This window comes from Affinirhizobium capsici (assembly GCF_977018625.1).
In genome coordinates this window covers 63,048-86,790 of the sequence record NZ_CDRNXD010000008.1, presented here as the reverse complement: position 1 = coordinate 86,790, position 23,743 = coordinate 63,048, and the positions used below count along the sequence as shown (strand labels likewise).

General features: G+C 58.1%; 27 protein-coding genes, 2 pseudogenes and 1 riboswitch. Of the genes and pseudogenes, 15 read left to right on the top strand and 14 right to left on the bottom strand.

Features of this window, described 5'->3' with window-relative positions; translation table 11 throughout:
• The first annotated feature begins 80 nt into the window (after positions 1–80).
• The 4 genes and pseudogenes from AC0JZ1_RS20365 to AC0JZ1_RS20350 all read left to right on the top strand — a co-directional run bounded on the left by AC0JZ1_RS20365 (position 81) and on the right by AC0JZ1_RS20350 (position 3,487).
• Positions 81–1,745 (top strand): Mu transposase C-terminal domain-containing protein, encoded by a 1,665-nt coding sequence (locus AC0JZ1_RS20365; RefSeq protein ID WP_471884261.1) that lies wholly within the window; start codon positions 81–83, stop codon positions 1,743–1,745.
• A gap of 6 nt (positions 1,746–1,751) precedes the next feature.
• On the top strand, positions 1,752–2,630 hold the full coding sequence (locus AC0JZ1_RS20360; protein ID WP_471884260.1) for a TniB family NTP-binding protein: 879 nt from the start codon (positions 1,752–1,754) through the stop codon (positions 2,628–2,630).
• Between the two features lie 20 nt (positions 2,631–2,650).
• A pseudogene (locus AC0JZ1_RS20355) lies at positions 2,651–3,034 on the top strand (TniQ family protein); the annotation flags it as partial.
• A gap of 171 nt (positions 3,035–3,205) precedes the next feature.
• Entirely contained in the window at positions 3,206–3,487 is a 282-nt protein-coding gene (locus tag AC0JZ1_RS20350; RefSeq protein WP_236769788.1) for a hypothetical protein, read from the top strand.
• A 114-nt stretch (positions 3,488–3,601) separates the two neighbouring features.
• Here the strand turns inward: AC0JZ1_RS20350 and AC0JZ1_RS20345 are convergent, their stop codons facing one another.
• Positions 3,602–4,573, bottom strand: coding sequence for a malate dehydrogenase (locus tag AC0JZ1_RS20345; RefSeq protein WP_471884259.1), 972 nt, complete (start codon positions 4,571–4,573; stop codon positions 3,602–3,604).
• 30 nt (positions 4,574–4,603) lie between these two features.
• Positions 4,604–5,365: a substrate-binding domain-containing protein gene (locus tag AC0JZ1_RS20340; protein ID WP_471884258.1), complete on the bottom strand. Its 762-nt coding sequence runs from the start codon at positions 5,363–5,365 to the stop codon at positions 4,604–4,606.
• A gap of 126 nt (positions 5,366–5,491) precedes the next feature.
• Here AC0JZ1_RS20340 and AC0JZ1_RS20335 point away from each other — a divergent pair, with 126 nt between their 5' ends.
• From AC0JZ1_RS20335 to AC0JZ1_RS20310, 6 genes are all read left to right on the top strand, one after another.
• Positions 5,492–6,379 (top strand): LysR family transcriptional regulator, encoded by an 888-nt coding sequence (locus AC0JZ1_RS20335; protein WP_165137444.1) that lies wholly within the window; start codon positions 5,492–5,494, stop codon positions 6,377–6,379.
• Positions 6,376–7,002 (top strand): uracil-DNA glycosylase family protein, encoded by a 627-nt coding sequence (locus AC0JZ1_RS20330; protein WP_471884257.1) that lies wholly within the window; start codon positions 6,376–6,378, stop codon positions 7,000–7,002. The genes AC0JZ1_RS20335 and AC0JZ1_RS20330 overlap by 4 nt, the downstream gene beginning before the upstream one ends.
• A gap of 63 nt (positions 7,003–7,065) precedes the next feature.
• Positions 7,066–8,208 carry a TDT family transporter gene (locus AC0JZ1_RS20325; protein WP_471884256.1) on the top strand — a complete coding sequence of 381 codons (1,143 nt, stop codon included), beginning with the start codon at positions 7,066–7,068 and terminating at the stop codon, positions 8,206–8,208.
• 65 nt (positions 8,209–8,273) lie between these two features.
• On the top strand, positions 8,274–8,894 hold the full coding sequence (locus AC0JZ1_RS20320) for a DsbA family protein (protein WP_471884255.1): 621 nt from the start codon (positions 8,274–8,276) through the stop codon (positions 8,892–8,894).
• A 421-nt stretch (positions 8,895–9,315) separates the two neighbouring features.
• Positions 9,316–9,717 (top strand): DUF305 domain-containing protein, encoded by a 402-nt coding sequence (locus AC0JZ1_RS20315; protein ID WP_165137456.1) that lies wholly within the window; start codon positions 9,316–9,318, stop codon positions 9,715–9,717.
• A complete protein-coding gene (locus tag AC0JZ1_RS20310; RefSeq protein ID WP_165137459.1) occupies positions 9,714–11,090 on the top strand; it encodes a YncE family protein in 1,377 nt (458 codons plus the stop codon). Before AC0JZ1_RS20315 ends, AC0JZ1_RS20310 begins: the two co-directional genes overlap by 4 nt.
• 95 nt (positions 11,091–11,185) lie before the next feature.
• Here AC0JZ1_RS20310 and AC0JZ1_RS20305 read toward each other — a convergent pair whose 3' ends face one another.
• From AC0JZ1_RS20305 to AC0JZ1_RS20255, 11 genes and pseudogenes are all read right to left on the bottom strand, one after another.
• Positions 11,186–11,965: an anti-sigma factor family protein gene (locus AC0JZ1_RS20305; protein ID WP_081177378.1), complete on the bottom strand. Its 780-nt coding sequence runs from the start codon at positions 11,963–11,965 to the stop codon at positions 11,186–11,188.
• Positions 11,962–12,468: a sigma-70 family RNA polymerase sigma factor gene (locus tag AC0JZ1_RS20300; RefSeq protein ID WP_081177394.1), complete on the bottom strand. Its 507-nt coding sequence runs from the start codon at positions 12,466–12,468 to the stop codon at positions 11,962–11,964. Before AC0JZ1_RS20300 ends, AC0JZ1_RS20305 begins: the two co-directional genes overlap by 4 nt.
• A 57-nt stretch (positions 12,469–12,525) precedes the next feature.
• Positions 12,526–12,948 carry a hypothetical protein gene (locus AC0JZ1_RS20295; protein WP_075627915.1) on the bottom strand — a complete coding sequence of 141 codons (423 nt, stop codon included), beginning with the start codon at positions 12,946–12,948 and terminating at the stop codon, positions 12,526–12,528.
• 176 nt (positions 12,949–13,124) lie between these two features.
• Complete coding sequence (locus tag AC0JZ1_RS20290; protein WP_471884254.1) at positions 13,125–13,652, bottom strand: hypothetical protein; 528 nt, start codon at positions 13,650–13,652, stop codon at positions 13,125–13,127.
• A gap of 3 nt (positions 13,653–13,655) precedes the next feature.
• On the bottom strand, positions 13,656–13,931 hold the full coding sequence (locus tag AC0JZ1_RS20285) for a hypothetical protein (protein ID WP_471884253.1): 276 nt from the start codon (positions 13,929–13,931) through the stop codon (positions 13,656–13,658).
• Positions 13,932–14,148: 217 nt separating this feature from the next.
• A complete protein-coding gene (locus AC0JZ1_RS20280) occupies positions 14,149–14,586 on the bottom strand; it encodes an EamA family transporter (RefSeq protein ID WP_471884252.1) in 438 nt (145 codons plus the stop codon).
• Positions 14,583–14,972 (bottom strand): fluoride efflux transporter CrcB, encoded by a 390-nt coding sequence (gene crcB, locus AC0JZ1_RS20275; RefSeq protein ID WP_165137468.1) that lies wholly within the window; start codon positions 14,970–14,972, stop codon positions 14,583–14,585. The genes AC0JZ1_RS20280 and crcB overlap by 4 nt, the downstream gene beginning before the upstream one ends.
• 10 nt (positions 14,973–14,982) lie before the next feature.
• Positions 14,983–16,800, bottom strand: a complete 1,818-nt coding sequence (locus tag AC0JZ1_RS20270; protein ID WP_471884420.1) for a DUF190 domain-containing protein — start codon at positions 16,798–16,800, stop codon at positions 14,983–14,985.
• Between the two features lie 95 nt (positions 16,801–16,895).
• Positions 16,896–16,975, bottom strand: a riboswitch (Fluoride riboswitch).
• A gap of 72 nt (positions 16,976–17,047) precedes the next feature.
• Positions 17,048–17,161, bottom strand: a pseudogene (locus AC0JZ1_RS20265) (cytochrome b); the annotation flags it as partial.
• A 31-nt stretch (positions 17,162–17,192) separates the two neighbouring features.
• Entirely contained in the window at positions 17,193–17,879 is a 687-nt protein-coding gene (gene scpB / locus AC0JZ1_RS20260; protein WP_307159680.1) for an SMC-Scp complex subunit ScpB, read from the bottom strand.
• Between the two features lie 2 nt (positions 17,880–17,881).
• Positions 17,882–18,835, bottom strand: coding sequence for a DUF1403 family protein (locus AC0JZ1_RS20255; RefSeq protein ID WP_471884251.1), 954 nt, complete (start codon positions 18,833–18,835; stop codon positions 17,882–17,884).
• 124 nt (positions 18,836–18,959) lie between these two features.
• On the opposite strand from AC0JZ1_RS20255, the gene AC0JZ1_RS20250 reads away from it, so the two are divergent.
• From AC0JZ1_RS20250 to AC0JZ1_RS20230, 5 genes are all read left to right on the top strand, one after another.
• Positions 18,960–20,093: a site-specific integrase gene (locus AC0JZ1_RS20250; protein ID WP_471884250.1), complete on the top strand. Its 1,134-nt coding sequence runs from the start codon at positions 18,960–18,962 to the stop codon at positions 20,091–20,093.
• 351 nt (positions 20,094–20,444) lie between these two features.
• On the top strand, positions 20,445–20,738 hold the full coding sequence (locus AC0JZ1_RS20245) for a type II toxin-antitoxin system Phd/YefM family antitoxin (RefSeq protein WP_471884249.1): 294 nt from the start codon (positions 20,445–20,447) through the stop codon (positions 20,736–20,738).
• Entirely contained in the window at positions 20,735–21,112 is a 378-nt protein-coding gene (locus tag AC0JZ1_RS20240; RefSeq protein ID WP_471884248.1) for a type II toxin-antitoxin system VapC family toxin, read from the top strand. Before AC0JZ1_RS20245 ends, AC0JZ1_RS20240 begins: the two co-directional genes overlap by 4 nt.
• 11 nt (positions 21,113–21,123) lie before the next feature.
• Positions 21,124–21,372 (top strand): type II toxin-antitoxin system Phd/YefM family antitoxin, encoded by a 249-nt coding sequence (locus AC0JZ1_RS20235; RefSeq protein ID WP_471884247.1) that lies wholly within the window; start codon positions 21,124–21,126, stop codon positions 21,370–21,372.
• Entirely contained in the window at positions 21,369–22,499 is a 1,131-nt protein-coding gene (locus AC0JZ1_RS20230) for a site-specific integrase (protein WP_471884246.1), read from the top strand. The genes AC0JZ1_RS20235 and AC0JZ1_RS20230 overlap by 4 nt, the downstream gene beginning before the upstream one ends.
• Before the next feature lie 73 nt (positions 22,500–22,572).
• Here the strand turns inward: AC0JZ1_RS20230 and AC0JZ1_RS20225 are convergent, their stop codons facing one another.
• Positions 22,573–23,514 carry a hypothetical protein gene (locus AC0JZ1_RS20225; protein WP_471884245.1) on the bottom strand — a complete coding sequence of 314 codons (942 nt, stop codon included), beginning with the start codon at positions 23,512–23,514 and terminating at the stop codon, positions 22,573–22,575.
• Between the last annotated feature and the right edge of the window lie 229 nt (positions 23,515–23,743).

The following is a 23,743-nucleotide window of genomic DNA, read 5'->3' as shown; positions in this document are numbered from 1 at the left end:
TGAGGTTTCAAACTGGAAATCGTCATTAGGCTGTTAGAGTTAGACGTTATTGGTTGCAACGATTATCGCTAACGATTTCGATGAGGCCAGTTGTGCCAAATCCATTTCAATATCGCCGATCGATACCTGCCCGTGAATCTACTGAAGCCGATTGGGCGGCTGCGCGCAGGCTCGCGGACCAACTGGATCGCATCCTGGAAGGATACGGTTCGCGCAAATCGGCCATTGACCGCGCTGCTGCGGAATTGAGGCTGTCGTCCCGACAAATATACAATCTCTTGGCCCGATATCGAACCGACAGAACGGTGACCGCGCTCCTGCCGCGCACATCCGGCCCCCGGCGAAAGCGGATCTCGGCGGACGTCGAAGCTATCGTTGCGAGAACTTTGCAGGAGCAGTGGCTCACCCTCGAAGCGCCGCCATTGGCTCCGGTCGTCGCCGAAATCCGCGCGCGCTGCGAGGAGGCAGGCCTGTCCCAGCCATCGTATGTCACTGTCGCGCGCAGGATCCCTGAATTGTTTTCAGCCGAAACGATCGCGAGGAAGCGCTCGGCCAATCCGAAACATTTGTTTCGGCTGAAGCCACAGCCTGGATACATCCATGCAACAAACCCATTGGATGTCTGCCAGATCGACCACACGCCGACGGATGTAAATTTCGTCGAGGTCATCGATGGGGCCGGGGTTTTCGTCGGGCGGGCGTATCTGACACTGGTGACCGACGTTGCCACCCGTGCCATCCTGGGCTTTTGCCTATCGCTGGAAAAACCCTCGGTGCTGTCGGTGGCGCTTTGCCTTGCGCAGGCGATTTGCCCCAAGGATGGCTGGCTCGCATCGCGCGATATTCGCCATGACTGGCCAATGTATGGAAGGCCCCGGCTGCTTGTGGCCGACTCGGCGATGGAGTTCAAGGGGCATGCTTTTCAGCGAGGCTGCGACGAATACGGGATCCGCATTCGATATCGGGATCGCGCTCGGGTTCACCACGGCGGCGTCGTGGAACGGCTTCTCGGAAAGCTGAACGGTGTGTTGGCAACATTACCGGGCACCACGAAACGTTCCGTGGCAGCTCGTGACGAATATCCTGCCGAACACCGTGCCCGCCTCTCATTTTCCGAACTGGAGCGGTGCGTGGTCCTGGCGATCCTGGATCATAATCGCCATCAAAATCCGAAAACGCTGAACATTCCCATCAAGGAGTGGGAGCAGCGTGCGTCAGGCCACCCTCATATCATCGACGACCAGCACCATGTGCTGCTCTCCTTCTTGCCGGCCGGTCAGAGGCAATTGTCGCCTCAAGGGATCAGTCTGTTCGCGCTGCACTACTATTCGAGTTGGATTGGCAGGCTGGTGCCGGAACGAGATCGGCTCAGTAAGCTCGAAGTGCGATACGATCCCCGCAATATAAGCCAGATCTTTGTTCGCGACCCCGAAACACAAGTGTTTCGGGCAGTGGAGCGGCGAGATGGCGTGGTCGCCAGTATCACACTGTGGGAGCATCGGGCCGAAAGGGCACGAAGGCGCGACTTGAGCGGCCGATCCAGCGTCGAGATCGTCTCGCTGCGCCGGGAAATGACCACGATTGCAAACACCGCCAGGCTTTCAAAGCGCCGGCTGCGCAATGCGGCGCGGGGCATTTATGCCGCGACCGCGGAAAAACGAATGGCTGAAACATCGGAATCAGTTCCGATAAAAACGATCCAGCAAGAGCGGCCAAAGGCCCGACTACAGGTCGAAGACTGGTAGTCGGCTATGGAAGATCACCTCTTCGAACATGTTCGCCCCTATCTCGACCGCGCCATTGAGGAGCGGATCGCGTATATCCGAGCTCCGAGGTGGATCGGGCATCAAGCTGCGATCGAAAGCCATCAGCGGCTATCGGATTTTTTGTCACGCCCTCCTTCACTGCGCACGCAAGGGCTGATGATTGTCGGGCCTTACGCCAATGGCAAGACGATGATCGTCGAACGATTTGCCGTGGATTGCCTGAAGGCCTCCGCAGACCAGAAGGTCTGGATCGTCCAGACCCGGGAAGGTGCAGGACTTGGCCATTTTTACGCCAGCATTCTCCACGCGCTCAACGCGCCGGGCGGCGATGTGTGGACTCTCGGACGCAAAGCGGAGCAACTCGACCATCTCCTTGCGGCGCTCAGACCGAAGGTCCTAATCTTTGACGAATTCCACAACGCGCTTAGGGGCCGGCCGCGTGACGTTGAAGCAGTCTTCGCATTTCTGCGTCGCATTGGTCGGCAATACGATATCTCGCCGGTTCTGGTCGGAGAGGTCACGGTTTACGACTACATATGTGCAACCAGCGAGATGGCGAGTCGGTTCGAACTCTTTCCGATTCCGCGCTGGTCGTACGATGAGGCCTACCTGTCATTGTTGGACAGTCTCGAGGCCGCCTTGCCCCTCGCACGCAGCTCGGATCTGTCGGCGGAGCGAAAGGCCCGACACATTCTTGGTCTTTCCGAGGGGCTGATCGGAGAGATCGTCGCGATCCTGACCAAGGCCGCGATTGCAGCAATCCAGGAGGGAGACGAACGTATCACCAAATCCTCCATCGATAACCTGCGGTACATTCCGCTGTCCAAAAGACGGCATGGGCCCATTCGTGAGGCGCTTCTTTGAGCCTGCTTGGGCCGTCACTGATGGTGGTCATTCCGCAGGAGCGCTACCGGGACGTTGTGTATGAACGGTGGCCGGTTAAAGTAGAACCACACGCCGACGAACTCCTGTCGAGCTGGTTACATCGGATCGCTTCTGCCAATGGCGTAGCACCGCGAGATTTTGCGCGCGTTCTTGGACTGCGCCACAGAATGTGGTCTGCCAGGTTCGATTTAAAACTTCAGGACGATGTCTTGGACCAGCTCTCGGAGGGATCTGGAATTCCGAGAGACCGATTGTCGTCAATGGCCTTGCAGCCATGTGATTACAGACACATGCCGCTACCACTGGTCATCAAAGCCCGTCGTGCTGCTTCGACGTGGCTGCAATTCTGTCCTGCGTGCCTCGATGCTGATCAGCCCCCATATTTTCGGAGGCGATGGCGACACTCGACTAGAATCTCCTGCTTTATCCACGGGTGCGGATTACGCGACCGTTGCCCATCGTGCCACCGCGGAATTAATGCCTTCGCTCAGCCACGGCTTGTCGGCCAGCATGTCTGCACCTCTTGCGCTTATGACCTGCGGCGGGCATCTAAGGTGCCGGTGACCATTGAAGCGCAATACTTTGAACAGATAATCAATCGTTCTATCGGTACAGTGGCGAACATCCTGGCGACGAACAATCCGCCGAAATGGCCTTGGCGACAAGATTTGATCGCAGTGCTACCGACTATGTCGGTTTCCAGCCGGATACGCTTGTTCGAGCGTTTCATCCCCGACGACGCCTATCTGGATGAGGGCTTCGTCCTTCCCATTCGGCGGTCGAAGCGGATTATGAAAGATAAAATTGAACCAGCCCGTCAAGCTGCAGCTCGCTGATCGTCGTGGCGGCATTCGCCTCTTCGGAGGCTGGCGCCTATTCTCAGAAATTTTGCGGAGAACAGGCGTGCAATCTCCGCACAGGTTCTGTGCCAGCCTCCCCATCCCACTATATCAGGATAAGGCGTCGCGCTCTCCGACAAGCTCTTCTATCGTTTTGTCCAGCTTACTCTTCTGAAACCCGTCCAGATCGAGACCTTCAACGACGCTATAATCACCGTCCTCGCACATCACAGGTACGCCACACACCAGACCCTCCGGTATGCCATACTGCCCCTGCGATATAACAGCCATCGATGTCCAGCGCCCATCCGTGCCATGCATCCAATCACGCATCTGATCGATCGCTGCATTGGCGGCGGATGCCGCGGACGACGCGCCGCGCGCCTCTATGATGGCGGTGCCACGCCTTGCGATTTCAGGGATCAGCACCTCTTTGTACCAATGGTCGTCGGCGATGGTCTCGGATAAGGGCCTGCCGGTAGCCGTTGCGTAGGTCCAGTCGGCAAACATGGTCGGCGAGTGATTGCCCCACACAACGAGCTTGTCGATGTCGCCGACGCCACAGGCGGCCTTGCGCGCCAGTTGGGTCAACGCCCTGTTGTGATCAAGCCGGATCATCGAGCTGACCTGCCTTGGGTTAAAGTCCGGAGCATTGGCGATCAGGATGGAAGCGTTGGTGTTGGCAGGGTTGCCAACCACCAAAATTTTGGCCCGGCGTCCGGCGACTTCGTTGATCGCCCTGCCCTGCACCTTGAAGATCTCTGCATTCGCAGCAAGCAGGTCCCGCCGTTCCATACCCTTTGATCGCGGCCTGGAGCCGACGAGGAACGCCGCATCGACACCTTCGAACGCCTGGCGGGGATCATCCGTCATGACGATGTTGTGCAGCAGCGGAAAGGCGCAGTCTTCCAGCTCCATGACAACGCCGCGTACGGCGTCCTGGGCTTGAGGCAGATCGAGAAGTCGAAGTTCGATCGGCTGCGACTTGCCATAAAGGTCACCATTCGCCAGCCGAAACAGCAGGGAATAGCAGATCTGACCGGCAGCACCGGTCACAGCGATCTTTTTGGGAGTGGATTGCATTGTCGTTATCTTTCCTGAGACGGTATAGGGTTATTTCGAGGGCGTGGTCCAGCCGGCCTTGGCAAAGATCGCCTTGGCCTCAGGGCCCTGAAGGAATTGCGAAAACGCTTTGGCGTCGGCACTCTTGCCTCCGCGCTCAGTCAGCACGATCCCGGTGTCTCGATAGATGCGATAGTCCGGTTCGACCTCGACGACATCTGCGAGTTTTGGATTGGCGACCTGCCAGATGTTCCAAATGATCCACGCGTCGTAAGACTTGTCCTCGGTCCAGGCTTTTTTGGCTTCGGCACTGTTGGCGGCAAACGTCTTGATATTGGCGCGAAGAGCTTTCACCTTTTCAATGTCGCCGGTTCGTCCGGCCATGTCTTCCCAAAGACCGTTCTGCCCGGCACCATTGACGACAAGCACTTTGTGGCCGGGCTTGAACAGATCAGCGAGGCCGGTGATCTTCTCCGGGTTCCCCGGACGCACCAGGATAGCGGAAGGACGCAAGTAGAGCGGTACGACATCAGCGTCCTTGATCTGGCCGTCCATCGCCTTGACGAAATCCGACATCATCGTCTCGGAGCCGCTGAAGATCAGGTCGGCATTGTCTTTAGCCTTGCCGATCCATTGCGGCGTCGGGCCGGCGGTAACGATAACCTTGTTGTCGGAGCTTTTCTCGAAGGCGGCTGCCGCCTCCTTCATGGCAGGGAGTGGTCCACCGGGACCATAGACGTGGATATCGGCGGCAAGCGTTGGTGCTGTCGTGGCGACAAGAATCGCCGCGCCGGTGATGATGGATTTCAGCATGGTATTTCCTCCGTGTCTGGTAGGAGAAAACTAGCGCCATTCTGCATCAGTTCCATCGCATAATTTTGCTACGAACATTCGGAAAAATCGATTATAACTCGCAGCAGATTCAAGGTTGCTATCTTCATGACCCTCGACCAGTTGCGCATCTTCGCCGAAGTCGCCCGCCAACAGCACATCACCAAGGCTGCCAAAGCGATGAACATGACGCAGTCGGCCGTCAGTGCTGCGGTCATCGCGCTTGAGGAACGGCACGGCGTGGCTTTGTTCGACCGGATCGGTCGTTCTATCGTCCTAAACCAAACCGGAACGATCTTTCTCGAGCATGCACTTCAGGTCTTGGCTGAAGCGAAAGCCGCCGAGTCTGCGCTAAGCGACCTTGCCGGACTTTTGCGCGGGGAATTGTCTGTTATGGCGAGCCAGACTGTTGGCGCCTATTGGCTGCCCTCCAGGCTTGCGACGTTCCACGCACGCTATCCTGGTCTCGGTCTCGACGTCAGGATCGGCAATACCGAGGCGGTAGGCGACGCGGTTGAGGCAGGGCGGGTTGAGCTCGGCGTTGTAGAGGGCGCGGTCGACAGACCGGCCTTGTTGTCGCGCATGATCGCCACGGATGAGATGATCCTCGTCGTGTCGCCAACTCATCCATGGGCCAAAGGCAAAAAGCTCGGAAAGGCCGATTTTGAAGACGCGACATGGGTTCTTCGCGAGCCCGGATCGGGAACACGGCTCGCCTTCGAGACGATGATGACGAAAGAGAAATTGAAGCTGCAGGCGTTGAACGTTGCAATTGTCCTGCCCGGAAACGAGGCCGTGCTCGGCGCAGTCGAGGCCGGCATGGGGGCAACACTGACATCGCGAAGTGCTGCCCAGACCGAACTCAACAGCGGCCTGCTGGTCGAGGCCAATGCTTCTCCGCTTCCGCGCCCATTCTTCCTGCTCCGGCATAAGGAGCGGTATCGCTCCAAGGCGGCCGATGCGTTCGAAGCCCTGTTGTCGGAACAGACACGATGACCTATCGCGGACCTGATACGCTCTGGCACGAGCATCGACGCGAGGAGCGGTTGGCCGCGCTTGACAGCGCGCATATGCAGCCATTGAACGCCTTCCGGGAGCACCTTCAGCTTAACTCCGACCGGGATATGCCGAACTTCGATCCATACGATGGCGGTATCAGCGCAAGACTGCTGATCATTTTGGAGACGCCTGGACCAAGTCCGGTCGAACGCGGCCGGCGTTTCGTTTCGATCGATAACCCGACCGGCACGGCGAAGAACCTGCGCACGGCGCTGACTGGCGCAGGGATATCGCGCCGAGACATCGTTCTGTGGAATACGGTCCCGTGGGTCCGCGCAACCCGAGGCTCGATCGTGGCCAGCGAGCGGCGCGAGGGCATCATGGGACTTGCAGGCCTTCTGCCGCTGCTGCCGAACCTACGTGTCGCCATCCTGGCGGGCGCGGTGGCGAGCGGTGCTGAAGGGGTACTGGTGGATGCCGGCATTGAGGTGATCCTCTGCCCCCATCCGAGCCCGACGCTGATCAATACCTCGCCGACGCTGCGCGACCGCCTTCACGCGGTTTTCGAAGCTGCCGCCGCAAAACTCGATCAATCGAAAACGGCGATCGAAATATCCTGAACTATGCGTTGGAACTGATCGATGTACCCACGTATTTTCTCCTCAACGATCAGGAGAAATTCGATGCACAAGGTTGTTGCCTTCAAGAGGCCGGTCACGCCAGCCCCGGACGTTCCCATGCAGGGCTATGTCATACGGAACTTTACGCCAAATTGGTTCGCGACCACGATGGGCACCGGCATTCTTTCGGTCGCTCTCGCACAATTTCCTGGGCATCCGTGGCTTTTCGCGATCGGTCAGGCGCTTTGGCTCTTCAATATCCTGTGGTTTGCCACCTGCACAACGCTCTACACGGCACGCTGGCTGCTCTATTTTCATGAGGCAAGCCGCGTCTTCTCGCATTCTGTCGTGTCGATGTTTTTTGGCTGCATCCCGATGGGACTGGCCACCATCATCAACGGCTTTCTGATCTACGGCATCCCGCATATCGGCGACACGGCGGTGGCAATCGCAACGACGCTCTGGTGGATCGACGTCACACTGTCGCTGGCCTGCGGTCTTGCAATCCCGTTCATGATGTTTACGCGCCAATCGCACTCGATCGACCAAATGACGGCGGTCTGGCTGCTGCCGATCGTGGCGAGCGAGGTGGCGGCCGTCAGCGGTGGCCTGCTTTTGCCCCACATCGCCGACGCTCAAACGCAGTTGACGGTGCTGATGACCAGCCTGGTGCTATGGGCCTGCTCGGTTCCGCTGGCCATGAGCGTGCTCGTGATCCTTTTCCTGCGCATGGCGGTCCACAAGCTTCCGCATGTCAACATGGCCGCCTCGAGTTGGCTGGCTCTCGGCCCGATCGGAACCGGTGCCCTTGGTCTTCTCGTCATGAGCCAGACCGGACCCGCCGTGTTGTCGGCGAATGGATTGGCGAGCGTTGCTCCGGCCTTCGGTGGCGCCAGCTTCCTCGGCGCGATCCTCCTGTGGGGCTACGGCATCTGGTGGCTGGCGACTGCTGTCCTGATCACACTGCGCTACCTTCGCGAGGGCCTGCCATTCAATATCGGCTGGTGGGGCTATACCTTCCCGCTTGGCGTGTTTGCCGTCGCCACGCTTCGTCTCTCAACGATGGTGCCGATGTCGTCTATCGCAATCTTTGGCGCGGTTCTTGTTATTGCACTTGTCTGCATGTGGCTGCTGGTCGCGGCCAAGACGATCAAGGGCACTCTTGACCGCTCGCTCTTCGTCTCGCCCTGCCTCAAGGCCGACTGATGATCGAAACACTCCGGCATTGCTCATGCCGGAGTGTTTTTTCTCGTAACCGAACAGGAGAAGACATGACGTTTCGTATGATGGCCGTGATCGTCGGCATTGCTTTGGGATGCGTGACATCGGCCAAGGCCGAACCCTTGCAGGATTTGATGAACCCGGCCGTATTCCAAGACAGCTTCGTTGGCGAGAAGACCGCTCCAGTGACGCTTGTCGTCTATTCCTCCCCAACCTGCAGCCACTGCATCGACTTCCATGAACGAGACCTGCCGAAACTGCAGGATACATATGTCGCATCGGGTAAGTTGAAGATCGCTTACCGGCCCTTCGTGCGAAACTCGGTGGATGCCGTTATCTTCATGCTGGCGAATGCGCGGGGCCGAGACAAATTCGACGAGACGGTATCGTCCTTCATGACGAAATTCGATGAGATTGCCGGCGCCGCCAATGCCGAGGGTGCATTGCGCGAGATCGCCGCTAGCATGGGCATCAACCGCGCGGGTTTCGATCGCGCTGTCGCCGATCAGGCCTATCTCGACAAGCTCAATGCTGCGACGACCGAAGCGAACAAAAAATTCGGCGTGGCCGGCACGCCATCGTTTTTCGTCAACGGCCAACAGGTTCGGATTGAAATGAGTTTCAACGAGGTCGCTAAAGCAGTCATGAAAGCCACCGCCAGCCTGGAGTGAAACCAAAATCTGAGAGTGGCGGAATTCTCTGAGGGAAGTTTTCCTACGATCGACCAGGCTGGTTTTCCTCTGAAAAGACGGACGACTGGGCGCCGTCGTCGAACGGCTTAGAATGTCTGCTTTTTCGCCCTGTTCCAACCGGCCGTTCATTCTCCATACCGCAATCCGCTGCGGGTATCGCCCTCAGACATCGTTCACATGCAGATTAGATGCAACGCGCGTGATCCTCTTGGCGGCATATGAGCAAGCAGTATTTGGGCACGCTTCGAGTCAAGATCCGCCTTCCATAATTCTTAGCGCAGACCGGCATAGTGCCGCGCGTGCCAACCGCTCACGCCGACGTGAGGAAAAATACGGATGAGCAATGGAATAAACGGCGACCCACAGCGTTCTTATCCACTCAAGCCAAAAGGATTCCGCCATGCGCGTCTACAGTTTCATACTTGTTGCCAGTTTTGCCATTGTGGGAAGTGCAACTGCTGAGCAGTCCCACGACCACCATCCGGCGATGAGCATGGAAGATAGCGGCACTTCCACTGCGTTCTCCAAAAGCATGAAGGTCGCCATGGACAAAATGCATGCCGGCATGATGGCGGTACCCGAAACAGGCAATCCAGACCACGATTTTCTGGCGCAGATGATCCCACATCACCAGGGCGCCATCGACATGGCCAAGGCTATGTTGCTCACCACCAAAGATCCGCAGATCCGAAACCTCGCCCAGTCGATCATCACAGAGCAGGCTTACGAAATTCAGTTGATGAATTCGATGCTCACACAACAGCGCGGCTCCGTCGCCGCCAACCCGGAGACTTCGAAATGAAACGTTCCGCAGCCCTGCTGATCGCCCTGATGGCGAGCACCCCAGCCTTTGCCCTGCCCGAATCCAAGGACCGGGTCTATGCTGCTGACCAGAACAGCAACACCGTATCTGTCATCGATCCATCGACCAACACGCTTCTCGGCCTGATCAAGCTCGGCGACCCACGCCCGAATGTCTTGAGCCCGCTCTACAAGGGTGAGGTCAACGTCCACGGCCTTGGCTTCTCGCCGGATCACCGCACTATCGTCGCCGTCTCGACCGTGACCAATTCCGTGACCTTCATCGATACCGAGACAAACAAGATCAAAGGCGTCGCCTATATCGGCCGCAACCCGCACGAGGCCTTCTTCACGCCGGATGGCAAACACGTCTGGGCAACAGTGCGGGGCGAGGATTACCTTTCGGTCATCGATGCGAAGACATTCAAGGAGACCGATCGCATCAAGACCGAAAGCGGTCCCGGCATGACGATCTTTACGCCAGACGGCAAGCGCGCCTTTGTGGCCAACAGCTTCAATCCGGTCGTTCAGGTGTTCGATGTAGCGTCGAAAAAGCTGCTTGCATCCATTCCGGTGGTCTCGCCATTCTCGCCTTTCATTCAGGTGACGCCAGATGGAAAGGAAGCTTGGCTAACCCACAAGGATGTCGGCAAGGTGACGCGGATTGATACCAAGACATTGAAAGTCAAGGGCGTGATCGATAGCGGTCCGATCACCAACCATCTGGCGTTCGCCAAAACATCCACCGGAACATTGGCTTATGTGACCATCGGCGGCGAGAACGTCGTAAAAGTCTACACGCTTGACGACGAGGCCAAGCTGATAGCCACCATTCCCGTCGGCGCCCTGCCGCACGGTGTCTGGGGTTCTGGCGACGGCAGCCGCGTCTTTGTTGGCCTTGAAAACGGCGACGCGGTGGACGTGATCGACACGCAGAAGAATGAGAAGATCGCCCATATCCCCTCAGGCCAGGCCCCACAAGCGCTGATCTACGTTCCGGATGCGGTCCCGACAGGCGATGGCCGCCAAAACCTTGAACCACGCAAGGACATGCCGGAGAACATCACACTTATGCTGAAGCCTGCCGCAGATGCGCAAGGCGGCGGCATGGTCGTCTCGCGCAATCTTGGTCTGATCGATATCGTAGATCTCAGCGTATCGAAATTGAAGCCGGACACGGCTTATGCGCTGTTGTTCGAAGGTCAGCCGGAACCGATCGTGGCGTTCAAGACGGATGCCAAAGGTGCCGCGATGGCATCGGCCACCAGTCCGACCCGCTCCATCGTTAAACCGGGCGAAGCCTCCAAGACACCTAAGGTTATCCTCGTTGAGGGAACAGAACCGTCAGCAACTACGGTCTTGCAGAGCAACTAACAGTTTGGCTGCCTGTTAAAGGCAACCCCGAAACAAGTTGACTGCGGCGTTCGTACAATGCCGCAGTCATTTTTGACATTGAGATTGACCCGGTTTCAAATCATTCCTTGATAAATCGCAGTTGCGATCGGAAGGAGCTTTGCCCGATCGACCGAGGCGGATACCGCGAAATCGAACCCCTGATCCACCCAGACAAAGCTGGACACGCCGTTTTTCTCTTCAAACGTGAACGCTGTCTGCGCTGATTGGCCGGCGCGTAGATAAACGGCCAGCCTCTCGCCTTTGTCATCCTCGTACATGAGTTGTGCAGCCGCAGCGCCACCGCCCGGAAGGACGCGTCCGCCGAGCAGCTTATACCCGAATGCCGAAAGGTTCGGTGGCGTCAGTGCCCGGCCGGATCGCTTCGACAGCCATGTGACCAGATGTGCCTCGTCATCCGCTCCAACTTCGACCGGATGGGCTACTTCGACCACGAAGGTCCGATAGGCGTCAGATGCATTCGCGGCAAAACCCGCCTCGGACAATCGCGCTGCGTTGATTTGCACGCCTTCAGGCTTTAGCCACCAGCCACCGGCCAGGCCTATTCCCAGGAAGATGCAAGCGGTCATGGCGGAGCGATACCAGCCTCGTCTTCGCAAAGCTGCGTTGGACTGAAGGTTGGCGATGCGCAGCCGCGCTGGAATGGGCTCTGCGAATTTTTCAGATAGCCGCACTCGCAAGGCTTCCCGGTCCGCAAGCTGTTGCGTGACCCTTGCGCTCACTTCAGGATGACCAGCAAGATAGGCGTCGACAAGCGCCTGACGGTCAGGCGTCAGCTTTCCGTCGATGTAAGCCTGAAGATCATCTTCGCCGATCGGCGAACCGGTGTTCATCATTTTACCCTTCGCAAGGTCACGGGCGTCTTGTTGTCTAGGATAGATCGGAATTTCTGCCTGGCGCGCGACAGCCGCGACATCACGGTTCCTACCGGCACACCAATGACGGCAGCAGCTTGCTCATAGGACAGATCCTCGACGCCAACCAGAAGCAAAAGCGATTTTTGATCGTCGGAAAGCCTATCGAGCGCTTCGAGTATATCGCGAACGGCAATGCCATGATCCTGATCGGCTGGCGATCCGGGGAGCGTGACGGTATCGAGGTCGTGGTGTGGACCCCGGCGCTGGGATTGGCGTCCAGCCGAGATGTGCAGGTTTCGCATGATGGTAAACAGCCATGCCCGCAGGTCACCATCAGTCCGGCGCAGATACCAGCGTGATATCGCACGCTCAAGGCAATCCTGTACGAGATCGTCGGCACGGTTGTGATCACGCAGAAGCGCGAAGGCATAGCGTCGCAATGCCGGTATTTCAGCCTCCAGTCGCATCGCCATTGTCGACATCATCAGCCCTTCGGATCGGTGGCCACACCGGCGAAGCCGGCATGGCCACCCGTCGCCTTACTTTGCAGGCGGGTTGACCTGCCAGATTTCGTCGACAAGTTTTCCGTCACGATAGGTCATGATGTAAAGAACGGGAACCTTGTTCTTGCCGGCAAAGACAACATTCGCGGCAACGGTCGCGCCCTTGGGATTGGCTGCCTCCCAGAGTTCACCGACTGTGGCGGTCTGTTCGCCCTGTGCCGTCGAGAATTTGGCCCAGACTTCCGCAATCGCCTTTTCCGACGCATAACTGCCGTCGAGCGGACCACCAATCCAGGCAAGGGAAGGATCCTTGCCGTAGTCTTTGGTGATTGTCGCGACATCGCCCTTGGCAATCGCTTCGATACGGGTCTTGGCCATGTCCATGGCAGGGCCAGCAAGGGCTGCACCGGTAGACATGAGAAAAGCGAGCGGCAGAGCCATCAGAACTGTTTTGCGCATAGTGTGATCTCCTTGTTGAAATGACAGCAGAGAGACGCTGGCAATCACGCGTTATTCCACCCGGCAGCAAAATAATTTTTCACTCTTTCACTGCGCTCAAGGATATGGAACTCTTTTTTGCTTGTAGAACGGATTCCTTGGGGGCAGTTCCACATGAAGATGCGTCCTATTTGGGCCTAATGGCTAAGAAAAGCGGGCAAACTTGTGTGGTCCATCACTGTCTTCGTGGCCCCGCCAAAGACGGCCTCAAGAAATGCGCCATGACGGTAGGCGCCCATCAAAAGTGTATCGGCACCGCCCCTATTGGCCTTTTCCAGAAATTCGTCGGCGTTTTTCGCCACGGAGGTCTGCAGCCGCCCTGTCCCGCTGACATGCAGTGACTGAATGAACCCAACCGCCTCTGGGACTTCGTTCTCGTGTGCTGCGAGAATTACCAATGTATCAGCAGCGCGGAGCCAAGCTCTGGCCTTTTGAAGGCAAGAACGTATTTCGTCATCGTCCCTCCAGAAAATGGCAATCGAGCGGCCGAAAGAAACCGCAGTTCCGTTAGTATCCGGCGTAAAAACCACCAGCCTATGATGATCGAAGAGCGCCGCATGCAGGGCGTCGCCGCCGTCCATCGATTGCGGGCGGGCGATGGTCACCAGATCGGCCGATCCGAGATGATTGCGGACACCGTCTTCTTCTCCACCATCAGCTTCCACCCACTAGACCTTGGCGCCAGCCGGCGACGGTTCACGCCCTGCCGACCACTCCTCGAAGATCTTTCTGACCTCGTTCCGTCGCTGAAAGGCCGTGCCCTCATCGCGGATCCGCATTTCCTGCATGTCGACTTCCTCTACACTGCCTCCGATCTTGGCGGGATCGACGCAAACATGGAGCGCCGTGATTGTTGATCCCGGTTCGACCGCTGATGCAGCGTCGGCGATCAGCAGGCTGGAAAGGGCTGTTTTAGGATGTGGGATGAGCGCAACAACGTGCATGGTGTTCCTCCTGATTCAGATTTCCTGCGACGCAGCTTCTGCGTCCCGTTCGTCTCGTGTTCGAAATGAGCGATACCGCCATCGCCCATCCGTCGGCTCCCATCGCCTCCACACGACTTCCAGCCAGAATATACGATCATCCTCTGGTAGAACTGCGTGCCACGCGTACCAGACCTGCCAGATGGGGAGACGGAGTGGGTTCGACATCTGGTCTGCTCTAGGCGCGGTAAGCGACGAGGACAGCGCCGCAGGCAATCAGGCAGACGCCAAGCCAATTGGGGAGCGACAGACGCTCCCCCAGAAAGAGTACGGCAAAGATTGCGACAAAGACGACACTGAGCTTGTCGATCGGCGCAACGCGTGCGGCATCACCGAGTTTCAACGCCCGGAAATAGCAGATCCACGACGCGCCGGTTGCCAGGCCCGATAGAACAAGGAAACTCCAGCTACGGCCGGACACCGTAACCGGCGATTGCCAGTTTCCGGTGACATAGACCATCATCCCGGCGGCGGCCAGAATGACGATCGTGCGAATGAAAGTCGCGAAATCGGAATTGACGTTTTCGACCCCGACTTTTGCGAAGATAGCCGTCATTGCCGCAAAGCCAGCCGACAATAGCGCCCAGAAGGGCCAGCCAAGAAGAATACTTTTCATGCCGTTTGACCTCCAACCATACCACGCACCAGCGCCATGCCAGCGAACACTGCAATGAATGCCAGGATGACAGAAGCGCTGGCGTAGAGGATGGCGGCGCTAGTCTCTCCCCTTTCCCAAAGCCCTACAGCATCCAGCGAAAACGTCGAGAAGGTCGTAAAACCCCCAAGAATGCCGGTTGTCAGAAACAACCGCAGTTCCTGCGGCAGCCCGGTTCGCATGACAAAAATCTCCGTCAGGATACCCATCAGCAATGACCCGATGATATTGATCGATAAGGTTGCCCATGGAAAACCAAGTCCGAGCAGATGGGCCACTATAAGGTTCACACCATGGCGGACGGCACCACCGACGCCTGCACCCAGAAATACGATGACAAATCCCATGATCGCTTCCTCAGAACGTGCTGGATGACGACAAGCGACCCGACAGCGCGTCTTGCGCCGCAATCTCTTCACCCAGGACTTCCCACTGCTCGATATGCTTGTAGATGACCACCTTGCGGCATAGCAACTCACCGTGCGTCCGGCAGAAGGTCTCGAGATCCTGCTTCGGCGCGATCAGTTCGACGCACATGGTGAGATTGGGGTTCTGGATCTCCACGCCTTCGGACTGCAGCTTGCCGTGATTGCTGTATCCGAACGTCGTGTGATGAGCGACCGCATTGATGATCCCTGCCGCTTTCGCCTGGATCACAAGTTCACGATAGAGCGGCTTGCTGCCGAACCAGCGCTTAGCCGCCTTCACTTTCTCCCCTGGGCGAAGATAGATGCGCACCATGCCGAATTCGCGCGAAGAGACGGTGTGGGTCATGACGATAGGCCTTTCGGTAAGATTGGCGTGAATGGAGAGGGAATTTGCATGCGTTGCCACAGGCGCGGGCGTTCTGCCGCCCTTCGTGCGGATCGCGCGCACCGGAACACCGGTCGGCAGGTCCGAACCAGCCGATTTGACGACGCCGATACGCTGAGACAAATAGATGCTCGAATGGCCGCTGAAGAGGTAGGCGAGAAAGCAGGCGGTGGCGATATAGACGCCATGGGTAGCCCCGAAGAGTTCAATCCCCATGACCATGCAGGCAAGTGGCGTGTTCGTTGCGCCAGCAAAGACGGCGACGAAGCCAAGTCCCGCCATCAAATCGACCGGGGCGCCGAGAAGCCCGCCGAGCGCACTGCCAAGCCCTGCACCGATGAAAAACAGCGGCGTCACCTCACCACCCTTGAAGCCGGCCGAGAGTGTGATGATCGTGAACAGTGCCTTCCACAACCAGCTCCAGTAATCGACGTGATCAGGGCGGAAGAAGCCGAGAATGGTCGGGTCCGCCGGATCAGGCGACCAGACCCCCAAGCCGAGATAGGCTCGAGTTCCAAGAAGATAGGTCAGGCCGATCAGGACCAGCCCTGCGAGGACGGGCCTTAGCGGCGCGTACCTGATCACCTTTTTCAAGAGGGCCGACAGATAGTGGCTGGCCTCGGCAAAGAGATGGGCGACCAACCCGAATATCACCCCTGCCAGAGAGACTTTCGCCAGTAGCCAACCGTCGAGATTGAAGGCGCCGCCGATATCGAAATTGGACAGATAGGCGATATGATACTGGATATGACCGATTCCCCAGGCATGACAGGTCCAGTCGGCCACGATGGCCGCCATCAGAGCAGGCAGAAGGGCCTCATATTGCATGCGCCCGATGGTCAGCACCTCCAGCGCAAAGATCGCGCCGGCGATCGGCGTTCCGAAGACTGCCCCAAACCCTGCCGCGATACCTGCCATCAGCAGGATGCGGATGTCGGCGGTTGATAGCTTGAACAGTTTGGCAAAGGCGCTGGCAATACTACCGCCCAGCTGAACCGCCGTTCCTTCGCGTCCGGCCGACCCTCCGACAAGATGGGTGAGTACAGTCGAGACGAGGACGAAGGGCGCCATGCGTAGCGGCACGCCGCCACCTGGCTCATGGATCTGGTCGACGATAAGATTGTTCCCGGCCTCAGCCGTCCCGCCGAAGCGCCCGTAGGCCCAGACCATGGCAAAACCGGCGATCGGCATCAGAAAGATCAGCCAGGGATAGGCGAAGCGCAGTTCCGTGGCGAGATCGAGGCTCCAGAGGAAAAAGGCGACAAGGGACCCGACAATCATCGCCATCGGGACGGTGACCGCAACCCATTTGCCGATGCTCTGGATTTGCTGAAGGCGCAGGCTAGAAAACTGACGGATCATCACGCGAGCGCTCCAGAAAAAGCGCACGCCACAACGACGATCGAATTCGATAGTTGGTAATCTGACACAACTCTACCCCTCTGCCGGCTGCGGCAAGTTGAGTAGGAGTCATCAGCTTCATCCTGCGAAGCGGTTCGGCCACCATGGCCAGGCAGAATCCATTACCGGAAACTTGAGTAGATGAAGTCTGGTGCCGCGTCAACATGGCCGAAGCTGCAGCGGCAGCCGGAAAGGCGCGGATCAGATGCTAGCCGCTTGTCATGCGACGCAGGACATCTGTCCGGAAATAAAAATGCTGTGCCAAAGCACCAACGGCGTGCGCAGCGATCGTCGCCCGCAGGATCGCCTTCAATACCTGTGAAGTGCGCAATGCGGTACCAAGCCGAAAGCTGTCAATCTTCCAACATGTCGTCCCCGATGGCCGGGTCAGTATCCACCGAGCCACCCTGCTTACTTAAAAGACCAGCGTCTTCCAGCGCCTCGATATTTGGCAGGTCCCGCAATGTCTCCATGCCAAAGGCCGAGAGGAAATATGGCGTCGTGACATAGGTATATGGGGCGCCCGGCGTGGGGCTCCGTGGGCCGGAGCCGATAAAACCTGCTCCACGCAAACCGCCGATCGTATCGCGGCTGACGTCCTTGCCAAATATCTTTGACAACTCACCGCGCGTGATTGGCTGGTAATATCCGACAGCCATCAGCACCATCGCCTCAGATTCAGACAACGCTGCCACGCCGCCTCGCGTAGGCGCGGACGAAGCACGGATCGTCTCGGCAAACCTTGGTCGGCTCCGGTGTTGCCACCCGCCTGCGACCGAGACCAGTTCATAAGGGCGATCTCGCAGCTCTCCGACCAGGTCGTCGATCAGCAGGTCGATGCTGCAGTCTTTGCCGACCACCCGCGCCAGAGTCTCGCGGCTGACCGGCTCGGAGGACGCAAAGATGACCGCCTCGACGCGCATCATCCATTCCCGCCAGCGCATTTCCGACGGCAAGTCCAAGAGCTCCCGATCATACAGGAGCTCCTGCTTGCGTTCCCGGGCTTGACGGCGGGGTTTGGCTGCGCGCGCTCCTGCCATTGTCACAATCCAAATATTCGGAAGGAGGACCGGCCCGAGAGCTCGCGTATCGCCTCAAAGCCTTCGAGCCGCTCGAACAGCCGGCTTGCCGCCCATCGTGACAGGCTGGCCCCGGCTGCCGAAGCGGATACAGCGTCTTCGTTCAACAGCCGACGGATGACCGGTTCAGCTCCTCTGGTCCTGACTTTGGCTGCGATGGCCAACAAACGGCTAGCGCGGCGATCGATCTCCGCAGCGGAACGAAGTGCCAGTTCGGCGCCATCGACAATCGCCATGCAGATCGCTTTCGAATAGGCTGACTCACCCGGCATGACGCGACCCCGGCCACCGATGGTGCGGAAAGCTGGGCCAAAGCGCTCGGGTAGCACCAGGGGAACTGGTTGAGACCAGTTCAGCTTCTGAGCCAGCACCATCTCGCCCAGACCAAGTGCTAACACTTCTGCGTCCGGGCGAGCCGCAGAAATCGCCATTATAAGGTCCGCCACCGCGAAAGGTGCCGAACGCCCGGACTGGATGGCAGAATCAATGAGATCAGGGACCGAGGCAAGATTGTCGTCCCACCGGATCGATAGAAGCGTGGCCAATTCCTTTATAAACGATGTGCCCGGCATGCCGATCCGGCGGGATAGCATTCGTGTGGCCAAAAACAGCTTCCCAGCAGGACCGGGATCACCGTCCACGGGCGTCAACAAAACGGCGTCCCGCAGCGCGGGCTCTTCCTCGTTGCGACCGAGCATCCTGGCCGCGACGGCGGCTGACTTGAGAGCAAGACGATCACGCCAGCAGCCTATCCATGGTGTATTCGAACGGATCAAATCGTCGAGTGATTTCAGCGCGATACCTGCGGCGAAAGCAGCATCCCGCTCGTCAATGTCACGGCCACGCGCCAGCGCCCAGCTTGGGAGGTGGCCGGGCCATGTGGAGGTGGCAGAGGACGCAGATGTGATCGAATCCATGCGCAGCAGCATAAATCAGATGTGCGGTTAGTGCTACTTTTTTCGTTATAAACCGCACCGCTTGTCGCGTGGATAAAACGTCCGATAATGTTGCATTATCGGACGTTATGCTCATTATAGAGGAATGGCCCAAGTCATCGAGCAAAACACCAAAAATCACGTCGAGGAGACCTCAGCGCCGTCTCTCAGCACGGCAGCTGGGCGTGATGTTTCCGCGCCGGAGGTGTTAGGCGCAAGCCCCCTCCCCTCTCTGGCCGGCGGTGGCGAGACACCTGCTCATCTTGCCAGCCTCGCCGATCGCGCTCGTGAATATGTCCAGGCGGCCAGTTCCGCCAACACGCGCAAGGCCTACGCGGCCGACTGGAAGCATTTTTCGGCGTGGTGCCGGCGCTCCAATCTGGCCCCCGTGCCCCCGCATCCGCAAACCGTCGGACTCTACATCACAGCCTGCGCTTCCGGCACGGCTGAACGGGGTGCAAAAGCGAACTCTGTCTCGACCATCGAACGCCGCCTCTCCTCACTCTCCTGGAACTATGCCCAGCGTGGCCTCTCGCTCGATCGCAAGGACCGGCATATCGCCACCGTGATGGCCGGCATCCGCAACAGCCACGCCAAGCCACCTGTCCAGAAGGAAGCGGTCATGGCTGAGGATATCATTGCCATGGTCGAAACGTTCGATCGCGGCTCCCTGCGCGGCCTACGGGATCGGGCCATGTTGCTCATCGGCTTCGCTGGCGGCCTTCGGCGCTCCGAGATCGTCGGCCTCGACCTGAAGGCCGACCAGACTGAGGACGGTCGCGGTTGGATCGAGATCCTCGACAAGGGTATGCTCCTCACCCTGCGAGGTAAAACCGGATGGCGAGAGGTCGAGGTCGGTCGCGGCTCGGCCGATGCGACCTGCCCGGTCGCCGCAATCGAAACCTGGATTAAGTTCGCCAAGCTAGCTCATGGCCCTCTGTTTCGCCGGGTCACCGGGCAAGGGAAAGCTATCGGCTCGGAGCGGCTGAACGACAAGGAGGTTGCTCGGCTTGTGAAAAGGGCCGCAATGGCTGCCGGCGTTCGCGGCGATCTCAGTGAGGTCGAGCGGGCTTTAAAGTTTTCCGGCCATTCCCTTCGCGCGGGCTTGGCCTCCTCCGCTGAAGTCGACGAGCGTTACGTCCAGAAACAGCTAGGTCATGCTTCAGCGGAGATGACACGCAGATATCAGCGCCGGCGGGATCGCTTCCGCGTGAATCTGACTAAGGCATCAGGGCTTTAGTTGGCCCCTCCCCTACTCCACAGTGAAATCGTAAGAGGAGATTTCAGCGCCGAATTTCTCGCTTAGCGCTTCAATTGAAATCGGGAGCTAAAAGCCACAGCCAGTGTCAAACGCGGGCCGCATCAGAGCTGAAATGCTGATTTTCGCGAGATCGTAAGCCATTGAAACTATGGTAAATGATTTGCTAAAGGAACTCTATATGGTTATTGCCGTTCCTCACATGGTATGACTTCCGGTTGATGCTCTAACCATCGATAAGTAACCCTTATCGGAGGTTATGTGTACATAGCCCTTGTACACCGTTTTCCGCCCTGTTATCTTGAGGGTCAAGCCTTCAAATCGGAGCCCACGATGCCCCAGACGCACTACAAGATCAGCGAGGCGCGCAAGAACTTTGCCGAGGTTCTTGAACGTGCCAACCAAGGTGAAGAGATCATCATCATGCGAGGCAATGAGATCTATGCCCGTGTGGGTCCCGCGGATCTATCCGGTAAGCGACCCTTCGGGCTTCTGGCGCAGCGGGGACTTCCGGACAACTTGTTTGATGAGCATGATGCCGAGCAAGCTGCGATCGACGCCGGTGACTGGAATGATGACACCGGGATTTTTCACGGTGAACCTGCTGATGGCGGGAAGCGCCCGTGAAGCTCCTGCTCGACAGCCATGCCGTCTATTGGTGGACGATCGGCAGTGCGCGCCTTTCACCTCATGCACGCGCCCTCATCGAGGACAAGAACAACAGCGTGCTCGTCAGCGCCGTTTCTTTCTATGAGCTCGATAATAAGATGCGGCTGAAGAAGCTCGATCTCAAACCGCAGGAGTTGCGGGCAGCCGTGACTGAAAGCGGATTGCAAACCTTGGCCATCAGTGACCTGCATGCAGAACTTGCAGCAGCGTTTGACTGGGAGCATCGTGATCCCTGGGACCGCATCCTTGCGGCACAAACGAGATTGGAGCATTGCGCACTGATCTCGACCGACCTTGTCTTTGATACTGTGCTACATGAGAGAGTTTGGTAAGGACAAGTGGCATGAAAGTTTTGGTTGAGGTGGCAGAAGCAGCGGAACGGCTGGAGGAATTTATTGAACTTGCCACCCGCGGCGACGAGATACTGATCTGCCGCGACGAGCGACCCGTCGCCAGGCTCACGTCAGTCACTCGAAACGCGGACGCTCTTCAGGATTTTCTGGCTTTAGCAGCAGAGGGTCGCAAGAACGTACCGGCAGGCACAACCTCCGACCATTCCGACTTCTATGATGAGCACGGCTTACCCAGATGAGTGCCGTTGATCGCCGCATCCATGAACTCGACACGATTGCTTCCGTTCTTCCCATGGAGCGGCGTGACGAACTGGCCGAGCTTCTGACGGATCAGGATGTCGAGACACTGCGTCATCTGGTCAATGAAGGCATGGGTGCAAACACGCTACGGGCGCTGACCTCAGATCTTGCTTATCTGCAGGCCTGGTCCATGGCAGCCACAGGACAATCTCTCATCTGGCCAGCGCCAGAAGCCATCCTGTTGAAGTTCGTCGCTCATCATCTCTGGGACGCGCAGAAGCGTCTGGTTGATCCGCAGCACGGCATGCCGGATGAGGTTGAGCACAAGCTTCGCATTCAAGGTTTTCTGCGATCCACAGGGCCTCATGCGCCAGATACGGTACGCAGGCGGCTTGCGAGTTGGTCGACATTGACCAAATGGCGCGGGCTGAACGGTGCCTTCGCCTCCCCTGCCCTCAAATCGGCCATTCGATTAGCGGTGCGGGCAACACCGCGTCCCAGGAAACAAAAGAGCGCCAAGGCCGTGACAGGCGATGTTCTGGCCCGAATGCTTTCGACCTGCCGCACAAACAGTCTGCGCGACGTTCGCGATCGAGCCATCCTGATGGTTGCCTTCGCCTCCGGTGGGCGGCGTCGCAGTGAGGTGGCGTGCCTTCGCAAGGAACAGCTTGTTGAGGAGACGCCCATTGCCGTGGAGGGTTCAGCCCCCCTGCCCTCGCTCTCCATTCATCTCGGTCGCACGAAGACCAGCGGTGCGGACATGGATGAAGTGGTCTATCTGAGCGGTCGCCCGGTGGAGGCACTCGACACATGGCTTGAACTGGCCAGGATCGACAAGGGCAGCATATTCCGGGCCATTGATCGTTGGGGCAATGTCTCTGCCCGCGCGCTTGATCCGAAAGCCATCAACGATATCGTCAAGCAGCGGGCAAAGCTGGCAGGCCTTGATCCGGCAGAGTTCTCCGCCCACGGTCTGCGCTCCGGCTATCTGACGGAAGCGGCTAATCGTGGCATTCCACTCCCGGAAGCCATGGAACAGTCGCGCCATCGCTCGGTGCAGCAGGCGTCGGAGTACTACAACAGTGCCCAGCGTCGCAGTGGCCGTGCAGCGAGGATGCTGGATTGATAGTGCCGGATTGATAGTGCTGGCTGGATTGGCGTTGCTGGAATGAATGTCCGGCTGAACGGCAATGTCTCACCTATCCGAGTGTTTCCGTCTGCGCCTGCATGTCCGGTGGCAGCAGAACCAGGATATTGAAGCCTTGGCTGAGCTCGAACTGCTGCGGGTCAAAGAGCGCATTGCCATGCGCATCCATGAACCAGGCTGCAGCGGCTTCATCATAAAACTCGGTAATCACAGCTTTCGTGCGCTGGCGAAGTAAGTGACGAGCCCTGGCAACATCACCTTTCGTCAGCGGGGCATAGATCAAGCGCCGTTTGGCAGGCTTGGCGGCATTGGAAACCGCAAGCGCCAGCCGGCTGCCGCCATAATCCTTGACCCTCACCCGTAAACGTTTTGGCTTGGCGGCATCGATGCGTGCCTCAATGGCGGCGATCCGGGCATCCACATCCTCGGCCGACAGATGAAGCTCCGGCAGCACGTCACGCGCAGGAAGCAGCTGATCGCCAAAATGCTGACGCGCCACCTCTTCGGCATGTTGAGCATAGGCCAGATGACGAACGGGAAGCGCTTCCAGCCATTGACGGCGCCTGGAGATGGCCATCGATTTTGCCGCCTGCTCGCCGAACTTCGACACGGGAAAGTTTTCTTTCTTCTGACCCTCACGGGTCAAAAGCGTTGCCTGCCATGCACCCCCTTCATCCGTGTCGACGAAGCGAACCCCGGAGATGCCGCTTTGGTTGGTGGAGCGCAAACGCACGGCCTGTTCGTGATTGGTGAGAGGTGGTAAGGCTTCAATGACGGCGTTGCGATAGGCAACCGCTTGCGCTTTGGCGGCCTCTGCCGAGCCATAGACCGAATCCTTGAACAACCTGGAGATGCGTCGCCCGCGTCGGCGCAAGCTCACCCACCAGCCAGCACCACGGCGCTCATTGGCCGCCTCCCGTTTCAGTCCATATTGATCATCGCTATCGCTTGTCTTGTCCGGATCGCTGTGGTCTTCAGTCCCGGTTGATTGCATGCCTATCCCTGTTATTTAAGCCCTTCTGCCTGTACCGGTTATCGAGCTTCTCATCCTGTGACCCCATGCCGGGAAGTCAATGTCTGAAGCAGCCGTGGACGATATGGCAGTCGGTCATATGCGCACTTTTCCGTTTCACTGTCACATTTTTTGCTTGATTTCCTGATCATTTGTTACATCTATGCCGTGTTTTGAAGACGCATGCCATTCGAGAACTGATCGATAACTG